Source organism: Xanthomonas bonasiae (genome assembly GCF_014836395.1).
GTDB lineage: Bacteria > Pseudomonadota > Gammaproteobacteria > Xanthomonadales > Xanthomonadaceae > Xanthomonas_A > Xanthomonas_A bonasiae.
Map to the genome: position 1 here is coordinate 27554 of NZ_JACSQX010000019.1, position 15163 is coordinate 42716.

At 70.2% G+C, this 15163-nt stretch carries 16 protein-coding genes and 1 tRNA gene; 3 read left to right on the forward strand and 14 right to left on the reverse strand.

Going from position 1 to position 15163, the window contains the following annotated elements; translation table 11 throughout:
* Window positions 1-423: 423 nt before the first annotated feature.
* The 5 genes from H9658_RS21525 to H9658_RS21545 form a co-directional block, all read right to left on the reverse strand.
* A complete protein-coding gene (locus H9658_RS21525) occupies window positions 424-1644 on the reverse strand; it encodes a PQQ-dependent sugar dehydrogenase (protein ID WP_191826893.1) in 1221 nt (406 codons plus the stop codon).
* Window positions 1645-1734: 90 nt separating this feature from the next.
* Entirely contained in the window at window positions 1735-1920 is a 186-nt protein-coding gene (locus tag H9658_RS21530; RefSeq protein ID WP_191826894.1) for a hypothetical protein, read from the reverse strand.
* Between the two features lie 91 nt (window positions 1921-2011).
* Entirely contained in the window at window positions 2012-3667 is a 1656-nt protein-coding gene (locus H9658_RS21535; RefSeq protein WP_191826915.1) for a M28 family metallopeptidase, read from the reverse strand.
* Window positions 3668-3817: 150 nt separating this feature from the next.
* A complete protein-coding gene (locus tag H9658_RS21540) occupies window positions 3818-4741 on the reverse strand; it encodes an MBL fold metallo-hydrolase (protein WP_191826895.1) in 924 nt (307 codons plus the stop codon).
* 220 nt (window positions 4742-4961) lie between these two features.
* Window positions 4962-6254 carry a tryptophan--tRNA ligase gene (locus tag H9658_RS21545; RefSeq protein ID WP_191826896.1) on the reverse strand — a complete coding sequence of 431 codons (1293 nt, stop codon included), beginning with the start codon at window positions 6252-6254 and terminating at the stop codon, window positions 4962-4964.
* 110 nt (window positions 6255-6364) lie between these two features.
* Here H9658_RS21545 and H9658_RS21550 point away from each other — a divergent pair, with 110 nt between their 5' ends.
* Window positions 6365-7219: a hypothetical protein gene (locus H9658_RS21550; protein WP_191826897.1), complete on the forward strand. Its 855-nt coding sequence runs from the start codon at window positions 6365-6367 to the stop codon at window positions 7217-7219.
* 70 nt (window positions 7220-7289) lie between these two features.
* Here H9658_RS21550 and H9658_RS21555 read toward each other — a convergent pair whose 3' ends face one another.
* From H9658_RS21555 to birA, 8 genes are all read right to left on the reverse strand, one after another.
* Window positions 7290-7505, reverse strand: coding sequence for a CsbD family protein (locus tag H9658_RS21555; RefSeq protein WP_009574162.1), 216 nt, complete (start codon window positions 7503-7505; stop codon window positions 7290-7292).
* A gap of 200 nt (window positions 7506-7705) precedes the next feature.
* On the reverse strand, window positions 7706-7840 hold the full coding sequence (locus H9658_RS21560) for an entericidin A/B family lipoprotein (protein WP_003469322.1): 135 nt from the start codon (window positions 7838-7840) through the stop codon (window positions 7706-7708).
* Between the two features lie 99 nt (window positions 7841-7939).
* Entirely contained in the window at window positions 7940-8092 is a 153-nt protein-coding gene (locus H9658_RS21565) for an entericidin A/B family lipoprotein (RefSeq protein WP_179569575.1), read from the reverse strand.
* A gap of 145 nt (window positions 8093-8237) precedes the next feature.
* Entirely contained in the window at window positions 8238-9161 is a 924-nt protein-coding gene (gene rocF, locus H9658_RS21570) for an arginase (protein WP_179569577.1), read from the reverse strand.
* A 213-nt stretch (window positions 9162-9374) separates the two neighbouring features.
* A tRNA-Thr gene (locus H9658_RS21575) sits at window positions 9375-9450 on the reverse strand.
* Window positions 9451-9583: 133 nt separating this feature from the next.
* A complete protein-coding gene (locus H9658_RS21580; RefSeq protein ID WP_191826898.1) occupies window positions 9584-10432 on the reverse strand; it encodes an SPOR domain-containing protein in 849 nt (282 codons plus the stop codon).
* Between the two features lie 9 nt (window positions 10433-10441).
* Window positions 10442-11182 (reverse strand): type III pantothenate kinase, encoded by a 741-nt coding sequence (locus H9658_RS21585; RefSeq protein WP_191826899.1) that lies wholly within the window; start codon window positions 11180-11182, stop codon window positions 10442-10444.
* Window positions 11179-12150 (reverse strand): bifunctional biotin--[acetyl-CoA-carboxylase] ligase/biotin operon repressor BirA, encoded by a 972-nt coding sequence (birA, locus tag H9658_RS21590; RefSeq protein WP_318241514.1) that lies wholly within the window; start codon window positions 12148-12150, stop codon window positions 11179-11181. The genes H9658_RS21585 and birA overlap by 4 nt, the downstream gene beginning before the upstream one ends.
* 128 nt (window positions 12151-12278) lie before the next feature.
* Between birA and H9658_RS21595 the strand changes: the two genes are divergently transcribed.
* Window positions 12279-12551, forward strand: coding sequence for a hypothetical protein (locus H9658_RS21595; RefSeq protein WP_179569585.1), 273 nt, complete (start codon window positions 12279-12281; stop codon window positions 12549-12551).
* Window positions 12518-13306 (forward strand): M90 family metallopeptidase, encoded by a 789-nt coding sequence (locus H9658_RS21600; protein WP_191826900.1) that lies wholly within the window; start codon window positions 12518-12520, stop codon window positions 13304-13306. The genes H9658_RS21595 and H9658_RS21600 overlap by 34 nt, the downstream gene beginning before the upstream one ends.
* Before the next feature lie 653 nt (window positions 13307-13959).
* Here H9658_RS21600 and H9658_RS21605 read toward each other — a convergent pair.
* Window positions 13960-15150 carry a DUF1501 domain-containing protein gene (locus tag H9658_RS21605; RefSeq protein ID WP_191826901.1) on the reverse strand — a complete coding sequence of 397 codons (1191 nt, stop codon included), beginning with the start codon at window positions 15148-15150 and terminating at the stop codon, window positions 13960-13962.
* Between the last annotated feature and the right edge of the window lie 13 nt (window positions 15151-15163).

Here is a 15163-nt window from a genome sequence, read left to right on the forward strand (position 1 = left end):
GGCTGAAGCCCCTCCTACAATGCACCCAGCACACTAGCCGCAAGTCCCTGTAGGAGCGGCTTCAGCCGCGACGAGCGAAGCCGGAAACTGCGCCGGCTCCGGACACTGTCTGTCGGGGCTGAAGCCCCTCCTACAATGCACCCAGCACACTAGCCGCAAGTCCCTGTAGGAGCGGCTTCAGCCGCGACGAGCGGAGACGGGAACTGCATCGGCTCCGGACACTGTCTGTCGGGGCTGAAGCCCCTCCTACAGTGCACCAGCACACTAGTCGCAAGTCCCTGTAGGAGCGGCTTCAGCCGCGACGAGCGAAGCCGGAAACTGCGCCGGCTCCGGACACGGTCTGCACCGGTCGATCACCTTCCGCATGACGGCGGTTCGCAACCCAGCGGGTGCCCGATAGCGCCAGGAACACCGCCAGTGCGCCTACTTCGGTGTGAGCCGGAACAGGCCACCGGGCTTGGCGTCTTCCAGCAACCACAGCGAGCCATCCGGCGCCTCCTCGATATCGCGGATGCGCTTGCCGATGCTCCAGCGATTGACCGCGGTGGCGCCGCCCTTGCTATCGACCGTGACGCGGATGATGCCCTGGCTGACTAGGCCGCTGATCAACGCGCTGCCCTTCCACTGCGGGAACAGGCTGCCCTTGTAGAACATCAGGTTGCCGGGCGCCATCACCGGTACCCAATAGATCGCCGGCTTGGCAAGATCGGGCCGCGTCTCGGGTTTGGGAATTGGCACGCCGTTGTAATTGTCGCCATACGAAACCAGCGGCCACCCGTAGTTCTTGCCGCGCTGGATCAGGTTCAGTTCGTCGCCGCCGAGGGGACCGTGCTCAAGTTCCCACAGCCGACCGTCAGGAGCGAAGGCAAGACCGTAGGGGGTGCGGTGGCCGATGGACCAGGTTTCGGCCGGCGTGAGGTTGGCGTTGGGGAACGTATAGGTGCTGACCACCGGCGCCGTCTTGGCCGCCTCGGTATCGGCCGCCGGATCGATCAGCGGGATGGTGCGCGCACCGCCCCTGCCTGCCCACGGGTTTCCCGGCGCGGGCTTGCCGTCCAGCGTCAACCGCAGGATCTTGCCCACTGGTTGATTGAGATCCTGTGCCGGCGTGAAGCGCTGGCGATCGCCCACCGTGAGGAACAGATACTGGCCATCCGGCGAAAAGGCGATCTGCGCGCCGGCCTGGCCGCCCTTGCCCGTGGGCATCTGGCGCCATAGCACCTTGAAGTTGTCCAGCCGCGCCTCGTTGCCCTCCACCACCAGTCTGCCTCGGCCCATGGCCAGGCCGCCGCCGTAGTCGCCGGGTGCCACATACGTCAGGTACACACTCTTGTCGATGGCGTAGTGGGGCGACACGAACACGCCCAGCATGCCGTTCTGGCCTTCAACGTAACTGGCCGGCACGCCCTTGAGCTCGGTCTTGGCGCCTTGCGGAGTCACCAACTGCACGCGACCGACCTTCTCGGTGATCAGCATGCGGCCATCGGGCAGGAACGCGATGCGCCAGGGCAGATCGAAGCTGGCCACCTTGGTGACGTTGAAAGGGAGGTCAGGGTCGGGCTTCTGATTGCCTGCGTTGGTCTGCGCGTGCGCGACACTCGTCAGTAGGACTCCGAGCAGAACCGCATTTGCCAGCGTCTTCATCTGCATGATTCCTCGCGTCCAGGTGGCGCGAGGAATCGTAGTGGTTTCGGCGCCGCCTGGGTGTGACAACGGCCCATCCTGGGATGTCGGTCAGAACAGCCCGTCGACCAGCAACGCTCCACCGGAGACTTCTAGGACGATTCCGGGGACATAGGGATGGGTCGTCAGGAAGACCGCCGCGTGCCCGACGCCGGCGATCGTGACGGGCACCAGGTCCAGAGCGAGGGAATGCGACAGCGCGTCTACCGCGGCGAACGTCGAGGTGCCGGCCGCCATGCCAAGCTTCGCCCTCGCTCCAATGCCGCCGCCAAGGAAGGTCGTCGAGCCGTTGCGCGCCAGGTGCGGAGCGGCATGGCGGGCGCCCCCCTCAGCGCCGCGCCGCCTCGCTCGCATCGCGCGCCGGCTTGAACTCAGAACCGTCGTCCCAGCGCGGCCATTCGCGGCTGTCGGCCAGGCGCTGACCCAGGTCGTACAGCAGCAGCGTGTCGGCGGCATGCCCGGCCGGATCCCAGGACGCGCTCCAGCGATCGCAGGGCTGGTGGTAGCAGTCGGCGAAATAGCGGTCGCGGATCGCCTTGCCGGCGGCCACGCCGCCGTCCAGCTTGTCCAAGCCAGGCCCCACGGTGATCGCCGGCACGCCGGCGCGGGCGAAGGCGAAATGGTCGGCGCGATAGAAGAAGCCCGCCTCCAGGTTCGGATCCGGCGAATAGGCGCGGCCGCGCGCCTGCGCCGCGGCGGCCAGGTCGCGCTCCAGCGACACCCGCCCGCGGCCCCACGAGGCGATGTCGCGGGTGGCGCCGTCGGGGCTGAACATCTCGCTGTTGATCACCGCCACGGTGGTCGCCAGCGGCGCCAGCGGATGCGCGGCGTAGTAGGTCGCGCCGAGCAGGCCCTTCTCCTCGGCGGTGAGCGCGATGAAATACAGCGTGCGCTGCGGCCGCGGCCCGGCGGCGAAGACCCGCGCCAGCTCCAGCACGCTGGCCACGCCGGTGGCGTTGTCGATCGCGCCGCGGCGGATGCGATCGCCGCTGGCGTCGGCCGCACCGATGCCGAACGCGTCCCAGTGCGCCGAGTAGATGATGGTCTCCTCGGGATGCGTGGCGCCTTCCAGCTTGGCCACCACGTTGTGGGTGACCACGCGCTCGCGCTTGAGCGCGAAGCGCACCGACAGCGCCGCATCGCCCAGCGCCTGCGGGCGGAAGTCGGCGCGCTGCGCGCGCTGCTTCTCCGCCTCGAAATCCAGCCCGGCGCGCTGGAACAGCGACACCGCCAGTGCGCGCTGCATCCAGCCGCGTACCGGCACGTGCTGCGCGCGCGCCTGCGCGTCGCTGCGCTCGATGTCGAACAGCGGCGACAGCCCGGAACTCTTCACCGTGGCCCAGCCGTACGCCGCCGGCGCGGTCTCGTGCACGATCAACACGCCGGCCGCGCCCTGCCGCGCGGCTTCCTCGTACTTGTAGGTCCAGCGCCCGTAGTAGGTGACCGCACGGCCGTCGAAGGCGCCGGGCTGCGGCGTCTCGAAGTCGGCGTCGTTGATCAGCATCACCGCGATCTTGCCCTTCAGGTCCACGCCCTTGTAGTCGTCCCAGCCGCGCTCCGGCGCGTGGATGCCGTAACCGACGAACACCAGCGGCGCGTCCTTCAGCGCTACCTTGCTGCCGGGACGCAGGCTCTGCAGCACCACGTCCTCGCCGTTGACCAGCGCCTGCGAGGCGCCGGCCACACGCAGCGTCGCCGTCACCGGTCCGTCCACCTGCGCGCGCACCAGCGGCACTGCCTGGGTCCAGCCGCCGTCGTCGCCCGCCGGTTGCACGCCGGCCAGGCGGAACTGTTCGCTGAGATAGGCGATGGTCTTGTCCTCGCCCGGCGTGGCCGGCGCACGGCCCTCGAACGCATCGGACGCCAGCGTGCGCACATGCCGCTCCAGCGCTTCGGCATCGATGCCGCCGCCGGGCAGCGCCTCGTTGGCCGCCTGCGCGGCGCCCCCCATGAACAGGCAGGCGGACAGCAGCAACATACGCATCGGATTCACGGCAACGACCTGGAAAACAGCGGGCCGCACAGTGTAGAGCGTGACACCGTCACGAAACAGCAATGAGGTGGATCGAGATGCGAGATGCGCAGACACACCGCTTTTCCCATTCCCGATTCCCCAATCCCGAATTCCGGCCCCTCACCGATCCAGCCAGCAGCCCAGGCCCTGCGCATTGAGCTCGATATCCATCTGCAACACCCGCTCCACGCCGGCATCGTCGAGCGGGCAGCCATGCAGCCGCGCGCGCTCCAGGTACAGCGCGCTCAGCGCAGCGACCAGGCAGCGATGGCGATCGGAACGCCCGTCGCAACCGCGCGCGATCGCCACCATCGCGTCGAGTTGCTCGAACAGTTCCGCCGCCAGCGTGTCCGCCGCGCCGACCGGGCCGTAGTGGGTCAGATACAGCGTCTCCGGCGCATGGCCGAGCATGCGCTGGATCGAGCCGCGCATCGCTTCCGGATCGAACTGCACCGGCGAGGAGGTCGGGATCACGAACGCGCCCTGCGCGCTGTCCAGTTCGCGGTACGACAGGCCGAAGGTGTCGCCAGTGAACCAGCTGCGGCTGCGCGCGTCCCATACGCACAGATGATGGCGCGCGTGGCCGGGCGTATCGATGCACAGCAGTTCGCGCTCGCCCAGCCACAGCCGATGGCCGTCCTCGGCGACGACGACGCGCTCGGCCGGCACCGGCACGATCGTGCCGTAGCTGCGCGCGATCTCGGCCGCGCCGTACACCGCGGTGGCGCCGGCGATCAGCCGCGCCGGATCGATCATGTGCGGCGCGCCGCGCGGATGCACCAGCAGGCGCGCGTTCGGCAGCTGCTGCAGCAACGCGCCGGCGCCGCCGGCATGGTCCAGGTGGACGTGGGTCAGGATCAGCCAGTCCACGTCGCCCGGCGCCAGGCCGGCGCCGTCGAGCGCGGCCAGCATGGCCGGCAGCGAGTGGCTGGTGCCGCAATCGACGAACGCGCCACGCCCGTTCTCCACGATCAGGTAGGCCGCATCGAACTGCGCGCGCTGGAAGCCGGTGTCGATGAGATGGATGCTGGGGTCGCGTGGCATTGCGCAAGGCGGTGGCTGGGCGAACCTCCATTCTAGGCCGTATGGAGGCGGTTGCCAGCCCTGCGCGGAGCGGTGGTCAGGCCGACGACCCGGTTCGCACGCGGCCCGCGCTGCCGCCCGCTTCTCTGCAGGAGGGGCTTCAGCCCCGACCGGGCGTTACCGGTAATGCCCGGTCGGGGCTGAAGCCCCTCCTACAGGAGTGCTTCGCCGTGCACTGCGTTCAGCCCGCGTCGCGCAGCCGCTGCAGCGCGGCCAGCACGGCCTCGGCGGGCACCGCCAGACTGAATTCTGCGGTCTGCAGCGCATCGGCGCGATCGGCCTGCTTGAGCGCGCCGATCACGCGCCCGGCGTCGCGCGGCGACGCGAAACCGCCGCTCTGCAGCAGCAGCGCGCCTTCGCCGTCGAACAGCTTGAAGTAGAAGCGGCCGTCGCCTTCGCGGTACTGCTTGAAGCTCGGCAACGCCTGCCTGGCCGCGGCGGCATCGGCGTGCCCGGCCTCGCGCAGCGACAGGTCGCGCAGGCCCACCGCATGCCGCAATTCGGCCAGGAACGGCGTGGCATAGCGCGCGCGCAGGCGCTGCGCGTTGTCGCGCAGGATCGCCTCGATGTCGCCCGGCCGCGCCATCAGCGCCTCGTAGCGCTCGCGCATCGGCGCGATCTCCGCATCGATGCGCGCGAACAGCTGCTGCTTGGCCTCGCCCCAGCCGATGCCGCCGGCGAAGGCCTGCGCGAACGCGGCGGTCTCCTCGTCGCTGGCGAAGGCCTGGTACAGTTGGAACAGCGCCGAGCCCTCGGTGTCCTTCGGCTCGCCCGGCGCGCGCGAATCGGTGACGATGGAGAACACCCGCTTCTTCAGTTCCTCGCGCGGGGCGAACAACGGAATCGTGTTGTCGTAGCTCTTGCTCATCTTGCGCCCGTCCAAGCCGGGCAAGGTGGCCACGTTCTCGTCGATCAGCGCTTCGGGCAGGGTGAAATAGTCGCGGCCGTAGACGTGGTTGAAACGCTGGCCGAAATCGCGCGCCATCTCGATGTGCTGGATCTGGTCGCGGCCCACCGGCACCTGCTGCGCGTTGAACAGCAGGATGTCGGCGGCCATCAGCACCGGGTACATGAACAGCCCGGCGCTGACCCCGGCATCGTCGTCCTCGCCGTCGGCGCGGTTCTTGTCCACCGCCGCCTTGTAGGCGTGGGCGCGGTTGAGGATGCCCTTGCCGGCGACGCAGGTCAGGAACCAGGTCAGCTCGTTGGTTTCCGGCACGTCCGACTGGCGGTAGAACCACACCTTCGACGGGTCCAGCCCTGCCGCCAGCCACGAGGCGGCGATCTCCAGGGTCGAGCGCTGGGTGCGCGCCGGGTCCTGCGCCTTGATCAGGCTGTGCAGGTCGGCCAGGAAATAGAAGCTCTCGATGCCGGGGCGCAGGCTGGCCTGCAGCGCCGGGCGGATCGCGCCGACGTAGTTGCCCAGGTGCGGGGTGCCGGAGGTGGTGATGCCGGTAAGGACGCGGGTGGTCATGCGGGGAATCGACGGCCAGAAGAAAACCCGGCGAGTTTAACCGCTGCGCGGCAACCCCGTTCCGGCGCATGGCGCGTTCAACAGCAGGTCCCTTCCGTGGAGTCGCCGTGATGCGCAAGCCCGCCCGCCTGTTTTTTTCGACCCGCCCGATCGGCCCGATCTCGATCGCCTTGCTGTGCATCGGCCTGTTGTGCGGTTTCCGCCCCTACCCCGCGCCGCCCGCGTCCGCTCCGCTGGTGGAGCTGAGCGTGATCGACCGCGACGCCGACGGCGCCGATCTGCCGCAGTACGTGCAGCGCGGCCAGCGCTGGATCGCCGCCGCGCCCGGCCACCGCTATGCGCTGCGCCTGACCAACCGCAGCGGCCGCCGCGTGCTGGCGGTGCTGTCGGTGGATGGGGTCAACGCGGTCAGCGGCCAGACCGCGGCCAGCGACCAGCGCGGCTACGTGCTGGCGCCGTGGCAGAGCACCGAGATCGCCGGCTGGCGCAAGTCGCAGCGCGAGATCGCGCAGTTCGTGTTCACCGACCTCGCCGACAGCTACGCCGCGCGCACCGGCCGCCCCGACAACGTCGGCGTGATCGGCATGGCGGTGTTCGAGGAAGCGCCGACGATCGTGCCGCAGGCGAGCGTCGAGCAGGACAGCGAACAGCGGTACGGCGAGCGCGCTGCGGCGCCGGTCGCGCCCGCGCCCGCCGCCGCCGCACGCGCGCAGGAAAGCGACGCGGCGCAGGGCAAGATGCAGCGCCTGGGCACCGGCCATGGCGAACGCGAATGGTCGCCGTCCAGCGTCACCGAGTTCGAACGCGCCAGCGATGTGCCGCGGCAGCGCCTGCAGCTGCGCTACGACAGTCATGCGCGGCTGGTCGCGCGCGGGGTGATCCCGCGGCCGCGCCCCTACCCGCGCGTGGCCGACGTCCCGCAGGCCTTCCCCGGCGACTTCGTGCCGGATCCGCCGGCGCGCTGAGCCTGCACGACCGCGCAAAAACAAACGGGCCGCATCGCGGCCCGTTTCTGCGTAGAGCGCATCGAGCGCCTCAGTCGCGGTATTCCTTGCCCAGGCCGTCCTGGAAGGTGCGCACTTCCTTCTCGGCCCGGTCGCGATCCCAGCCGTAGCGTTCCTGCAGCTTGCCCGACAGGTACTGCGCATTGCCGGTGGCCACGTCGAAGTCGTCGTCGGTCAGGTCGCCCCACTGCGCCTTGATCTTGCCCTTGAGCTGGGTCCACTTGCCGGAAATGATGTCTTTGTTCATAGCATCGCTCTCGTTGGAGGTGGGCGGCGATTGCACCGCGCGCACAGCATTGCGCCTGCGCCGTTGCCGATCGATCAATGCGCCGTCAACGGCGCATGAGTGCGATGAATCGTTTAGCGCCAACCTATCGATGCGCGCCGAAAAACGCGCAAAAAAACGGGCCGGCAAGCCGACCCGTCTTTCGTCACCGAGCGCTGGGCTCAGTTCTTGGCAGCGTCTTCGACCTTCTCGCCGGCGCTCTTCACGTCCTTGCCGGCACCGGCAACCGTGTTGCAGCCCGACAGCAGGCCCACCGAAAACATCGCCAGCAGCATCCACGCAAAAGTACGCTTCATAGGTCTCACTCCTTCTTGGTCATGGGAACGCGGCGTAGGTGGCCGCGCGGGGTTACGCATTGGGTAATCGGTCAACGCCAAACCACTGCGGACGATCGATCAGCACTTGCCGTCTTTGCAATCGTCGGCCTTGGTTTCCACCTTATCGCCGGCCTTCTGCATGTCCTTGCCGGCACCGGCCATGGTGTTGCAGCCAGTCAGCATGCCCCCGCAGAACAGGGTCAGCATCATCAAGGTGAGCAGTCGCTTCATCGTGGAGTCCTCGCAGTGGATCGGGTCTGGGTGGTCGCGGCGATAGCCGTTGCCGAACTACCGTCTGGCGGTGAATCTGACTTCACGACTGTGGATTTCACGTGAATGAAGCGTGGCAATATTCAGTTTCGCGCCGAAAATCGGGTCAATCGCGCATCAGCGTGGACTTGCCGAACAGGCTCTCGACCAGGTCCACCGCCAGCTCGGCGGTCAGATTGCGATGGTCCAGCACCGGATTGAGCTCCACGATGTCCAGCGACCCCATGCGTCCGCTGTCGGCGATCATCTCCATCACCAATTGCGCTTCGCGGTAATTCGGCCCGCCGGGCACGGTGGTGCCGACGCCGGGAGCGATGCTCGGGTCGAGGAAATCCACGTCGAAGCTGACGTGCAGGTGGGTGTCCGCGTCCAGCCCGTCCAGCGCCGCCTCCATGGTCCGCTTCATGCCCATCTCGTCGATGTAGCGCATGTCGTACACGTCGATGCGGTGCTGCTTGATCAGCCGCTTCTCGTCCGGATCGACCGAGCGGATGCCGATCTGGCGGACCTGCTCCGGGCGCAGCGCCGGCGCGGCGCCGCCCAGTTCGGTCAGCGCCTGCGGCCCCAGCCCGCACAGGCAGGCCACCGGCATGCCGTGCACGTTGCCCGACGGGGTCACCTCGCTGGTATTGAAGTCCGAATGCGCGTCCAGCCACAGCACCCGCAGCTTGCGCCCCTGCTCGCGGCAATGCCGCGCCACCGCGGTGATCGAGCCGATGCCCAGGCAATGATCGCCGCCGAGCATGATCGGCATGCGCCCGGCGCGCAGTTCGGCGTAGCTGGCTTCCATCAGCGCGCGGTTCCAGGCCACCACTTCGTCCAGGTGGCGATAACCGGCGACCGGGGATTGCCACGGGTTGCGCGGACCGTCGAGGTTGCCCAGGTCGCGCACCTCGATGCCGCGATTGGCCAGCGCCTCGTGCAGGCCGGCGATGCGCAGCGCCTCCGGCCCCATGCGCGCACCGCGATGCCCGGCACCGATGTCGGTGGGAACGCCGATCAGGGACACCGGCAGAAAAGAGGAATTCATGCGGACGCGCTCCAGCGAAAAATGTGCGCCAGTCTAGCGAGCCGCCCGCGGCGCGACCCGCCGCGGCGCAGCAGGCCAAGCGCCGGCCGTGTTCGCCGGTTGCCGGAAACACACGCAAATGCAGCGCTGCAGCGTGCTTGCGCGCGAGATCGACACGAGGAGGGCGCAGCGTGACGCGGGCCTGCGCGATGCGCTGCATGAAGACGTGAAGAGTGGTGCCGCTTGTCCGAATCGAACGGACGACCTACTGATTACAAATCAGTTGCTCTACCGACTGAGCTAAAGCGGCACGAGGACTGCAGCGCCCGCGCTGCGGGCCGTCGCAGTCTACCTGCTGGCAGGCCGTTGCGGCACATCGCGGCGGTGCTGCGGGACTGCGATCTGCCGGCCGCACGAGGCCGAAACAACCGCAGCGCGGCATTCTAGCGCAGCGTGGCGCAGTCCAGCGCGCGTTGCCGCTGCGCGCCGAGTTGCCGGCGCAGCGCCGCGGCCTGCGCCGCGGAGTCGGTCCGCAGGTCCAGCCACCAGCGCGACTGGCCGCTGCCGCCGCTGGGAATCAGATCGACGTTGAAGCCGGCCTTGGCCAGTTCGGCCTTGCGGCGTTCGGCGCCTTCGCGGCTGCGGTACTGGCCCAGGGCGATGGCATTGCCGGCATCGCCCTGGCGGATCGGGTAGTAGTCGCGGATGCCGGCGGCGACGATGCGATCGACCGCGGCCTTGACCCCGTCCTCGCCGCCGATGGTCGGCAGCAGTACGCGGAAGCTGGTGGCGTCGCCGTCGCCGACCTCGCGCAGGCGCGGGCGCGGTGCGGCACCGAGTGCGGCGGCCGCCGTCTCGGCCGCGGCGCGGTCCGGATATGGGCCCAGGCTCAGGCACACGGGGGCGGCGGCAGGCTCGGCGGCGGGAGCCGCTGCGACGCTGGGCGCTTTGGGCTGCTGCGGCGGCGGCGCTGCGGCGGCGGCCGGCGCGGCGGCGGCGGGCACTGCGGTGGTCGCAGGCGCGTCCGCAGCCGGCGCAGCGACGACCGGAGCGGCAGCGTCCGGCACCGGGGCCGTGTGGACCGCTGGTGTCGGCGCCGCTGCGGAGGCAGCCGGCGCCGGAGACGCGGCCTGCGGCACCGCCGCGGACGCTGGCACCAATTGCAGCGTCGCCACGCCGGCCGGCAGCGCCGGCATCGGTGCCGGCGCCGGAGTCTGCGGCTGCGTCGCCCACCACAGCGCGACGCCGAGGTTGAGGATGGTCAGGACGACGAGCAGGGCGCGGACGAGCATGCGCGGATTCTACCCGGCGGACCCGGCCGCGGCGTGCGCCTGCGCCCATAGCGCCAGCCCATCCAGCACCAGCGATGGCCGCTGCTCGGCCGCGGGCAATGCGTGCAGCAATGGCGGTGCGCCGCCGCCGTGCAGCAGCAGCCGCGGCCGCCGCGCCAGCAGCGCCTCGCCCTGCTGCAGGCTGCGTTCGATCAGCGCCAGCGCCGCGCCGTCGCAGCCGGAGGCCAGCGCATCGGCGGTATCGGCGGCGAACTCGCGATAGTCGCCGCCCTCGGCCGGCAGTTGCGCCGCGCGCTGCTGCAGGGCCTGGCGCATCGTGGTCGGCGACGGCGCGATGCGCCCGCCGTGGTGCAGGCCGTCGCGATCGAGCAGGTCCAGGGTCAGCGCGGTGCCGACCCCGACCACCAGCACGTCGCCGTCGCCGTGCGCGGCGAGCAGCGCCAGGAAGCGGTCCACGCCGAACTTGTGCGGCTGCGCATAGGCGATGCGCACGCCGGCGCAGACCGCCTCGGTGCGCGCCACCCGCACCTGCGCGAAGCGGGCGCGCAAGGCATCCAGCACGGTCGCGGTCAGTGCCGGCGCGGCGACGCTGGCGACATAGGCGGTGTCGCCGCGCGGCAGCGCCGCCACCGCGGCCGCGTCCATCGCTTCGGCGCCGTGCGGCCAGGCCTGCACCGCGGCGGCGCGGCCGCGTTCCAGCGCGGCGAACTTGAAGCGCGAATTGCCCAGGTCGAACAACCAGTCGCTCATGCCGGCCTCACGCTGACTTCGCCGGCGTGCAGCGGCCGCTCGCCGTCGGCGAAGGCGACCCGCAGCGCGCCGTCCTCGGCCAGGCCCAGCGCCACGCCCTCGCGCGCGACGCCGCCCTCGTCGATGCGGATCGCGCGCCCGGCGAGCAGGTCCAGCGCGGCGTAGCGCGGCAGGAACGGCGCCAGCCCCTGCGCGTCGAACAGCGCCAACGCCGGCAGCAGATGCGACAGCACCCTCGCGGCGATCGCGTTGCGCGAGACCTCGGCGTCGGCGCCGGCCAGCGTGGCCAGGTCGGTCCACGGCTGGCCGATGCTCGCGGCGCTGGCCGCGGGCATGCGCACGTTGAGTCCCAGGCCGATCACCGCGCGCGCCGGCCCGGCGAATTCGCCGCCGCCTTCGACCAGCAAGCCGCCGAGCTTGTGTCCGTCGGCGAGCAGGTCGTTCGGCCATTTCAGCCCGACCGTGGCGAAGCCGGCCGCGCGCAGCGCCTCGGCCACGGCGACGCCGGCGGCCAGGCTCAGTCCGCCCAGCCGCCCCAGCCCGCCGTCGAAGCCGCGCGCCACCGACAGGTACAGGTGCGCCGCCAGCGGCGAAGCCCAGACCCGGCCGCGGCGGCCGCGGCCGCCGGTCTGGCGCTCGGCCAGCAGCACGGCGCTGCCGCGCGCCGGCGCCGGCCGCGCCAGCAGGGTGCTGTTGCTCGAGGCCAGGCTCCAGGCGATCTCCAGCCCGGCCAGCTCGTCGCGGGCGGCCGGCGCCAGCGCCGCGTGGATACGCTCGGCCTCGAGCAGTTCCAGCGGCCGTGCCAGCCCGTAGCCCTCGCCGGCGCGGCCGTCGATCTCCACCCCGGCCGCGCGCAGGCCCTGGATGCGCTTCCACACCGCGGCCCGGGTCAGCCCGAACGACCGCGCCAGAGCGTCGCCGGAAAGGCGGCCCTGGCTGAGCCGGGTCAGTAGTTCGCGCTCGTCCACGCCGATTCCATCGCCTCGAATCGGAAAATTATGCGGGAAGCGCCGTCCCCGCGCCCAGCGCCGGCCCTGCACCGGGTGAAAACCGCGTTAGAATCGGGATTCACCGCCGTTCGCCCTGGATGCCGACGATGCGCCGCTCCCTGCCGTGCCTGATCCTGCTGTTGCTCCCGCTGGCCGCCGTCCACGCGTCCGAAGCGCTGGTGAGCAAGCAGCGCAACGACTGCGTCTACGCCGACAACACCGACGCGGACGCCGCCCAGGCACGCCCGGCCTCGACGGCGCGTCCGCCCGCCGCGGCGGCCAAGCCGGCGGCACCGAGCGGCGGCGGCAGCGACAGCGACCTGGTGCCGCGCCTGCGCATGCCCAAGTGGCACAGCTTCCTGCCGGGGATGTTCCGCTGATCCCACGCTGGTTGCGCTGGCTGCTGCCGGCGCCTGTTGCGATCGACGATGCGACCTGGCAGCTGGTGCGACAGCGCTGCGCGTGGGTGGCGGCACTGGATGCGGAACGCGAGCAGCGGCTGCGTACGCTGGCGGCGCAATTCCTTCAGCAGAAGACCATCTCGCCGCTGGACGGGCTGACCCTGGATGCGGCGCAGCGCACCGTGCTGGCGGCGTTGTGCTGCCTGCCGTTGCTGGAGTTCGGTGCCGAAGGCCTGCGCGGCTGGTCGCAGCTGTTGGTGTACCCGGACGCGTTCCGCGTGCAGCGCAGCCATGTCGATGCGGCCGGCGTGCTGCACGAGTGGGAAGACGAGCTGATCGGCGAATCCTGGGATAGCGGCCCGTTGATCCTGTCCTGGGCCGATGTGCAGGCCGACCTGGACGACCCGCATGCCGGCTACTGCGTGGCGGTGCACGAGATGGCGCACAAGCTCGACGTGCTCGACGGCGCACTGGACGGCACGCCGCCGCTGCCGCGCGACTGGCAGCGGCGCTGGGCCGCGGATTTCCAGCGCAGCTACGACGCGTTCTGCAAGCGCGTGGACCGCGGCCGCGGCAGCGAGATCGACGCCTACGCCGCCGAGGCGCCGGAAGAATTCTTCGCGGTGGTCAGCGAATGCCATTTCTCCGCGCCGCAGCGGCTGCAGCGCGAGATGCCGGACGTGGCCGCGCATCTGACGCGGTTCTACGGCCGCTCCCCGTTCGCTGGCGCGTAAGCGCGCGGCGTGAGAGGTGCGCAGGCGGCGATCGCGGCACGACGAATGTCCTGCTGCAGGAGCGACTTCAACCGCGACGAGCGCAGTGGCGAACCTTCCGGCTTCGGATGCTGTCGGGACTGAAGTCCCTCCCACAGTGCACCTAGCCGGCTGGCTGCAAGTCCCTTGTAGGAGCGGCTTCAGCCGCGACGAACGAAGCCGGGGCCTACACCGGCTCCGGACACTGCCTGTCGGGGCTGAAGCCCCTCCTACAGGGCACCCAGCTGGCTGGCCGCTAGTCCATGTAGGAGCGGCTTCAGCCGCAACGAACGAAGTGGGGACCTGTACCGGCTTCGGACGCTGTCTGTCGGGGCTGAAGCCCCTCCTACAGTGCACCCAGCTGGCTGGCCGCTAGTCCCTTGTAGGAGCGGCTTCAGCCGCGACGAACGAAGTCGGGAACTGCACCGGCTCCGGACACTGTCTGTCGGGGCTGAAGCCCCTCCTACAGGGCACCCAGCTGGCTGGCCGATAGTCCCTTGTAGGAGCGGCTTCAGCCGCGACGAACGAAGTCGGGACCTGTACCGGCTTCGGACACTGTCTGTCGGGGCTGAAGCCCCTCCTGCAGGGCACCCAGCCATCGCGCCGCCGCTCGTGCGGCGATGCCACAGCACAGCTCACACCAGCTGCAGATCCCGCGCATGCGCCTGCGGGAACACGTTCTGCAACTGCGCCGGCGACAGGCCCCACATGCGGCTCAGCAGGCCGGCGAACAGGTCGCGGTAGTTGGTCAGTACCGGGTAGTCGCGATCCTGGAACAGCTTGTCCTTGCTCACCGCGACCTGCTCGCCGGCGATGCGGCCGCCGTTGACCGCGCCGCCCATCACCCAGTACGTGGTGCCGTGGCCGTGGTCGGTGCCCTTGTCGCCGTTCTCGCGGAAGGTGCGGCCGAACTCGGACAGCACCACCACCACGGTGTTGCGCCATTCCGGCCCCAGCGCCTCGGCATACGCGGCCAGGCCTTCGGACAGGTTGCCGAGATTGGTCGCCAGCGTGCCGTCGGTGCTGCCCTGGTTGACGTGCGTGTCCCAGCCGCCGACATCGACGAAGCCAAGACGATAGCGCTCGCGCATCAGCGTGGCGATGCGCCGGGTCTCGTCGGCGAAGGTGCGCGCGCTGGCGGCGCCGCGGTTGGCCTGCTGCATCTCGTCCTGCAACGCCTGCGAGACCTGCTGGCGCAGCGCCAGGCCCTCTTGCGCGGCGCTGGCCAGCGGCGTGCCCTGGTACATCTGCGCCAGGATCCCCGCCTGGCGCTGATCGAAGGCCGGGGTGGGATTGCGCTTGAGCGACAGGTTGGGAATGTCGCCGCCGCCCTGGAAGCTCAGCGGCAGCGAATCGGTGAAGGCGATCGCCGGTGTGCCGGTGGTCACCTGCGACAGCCGTGCCAGGAACCCGGAGCGGTAGTCGCTGCGTTGCCCGGCCGGCTGCCCGGCTTCGATGCTGTCCTGGGTCTCGAAATGGCTGCGCGACAGGTCGTCGGTGCCGGCGAACGGCACGAACGCCAGTTGCTTGTCGTTCCACAGCGGCAGCAAGGTGTCGCGCAGCCGCGGGTTCAACCCCCACTGCGCATCCAGCGCGATGGCGCTGTTGGGATTGGCCGGATCCGGCCGTGCGATCGCCAGGGTCGGCCGCGACGCGTAGTAGAAATCGCTGGCGTAGGGGATCAACAGGTTGTTGCTGTCGTAGCCGCCGCGCAGGAATACCACCAGCAGGCGCGGCGAGGGCGCCGGCGCGGCGAACAGGCGCCCGGCGAACGGCAGGCTGGCGGCCGCGGCGGCGGAGGCGAACAGGAACTGGCGACGGTGCATGGAAGACCTCCGT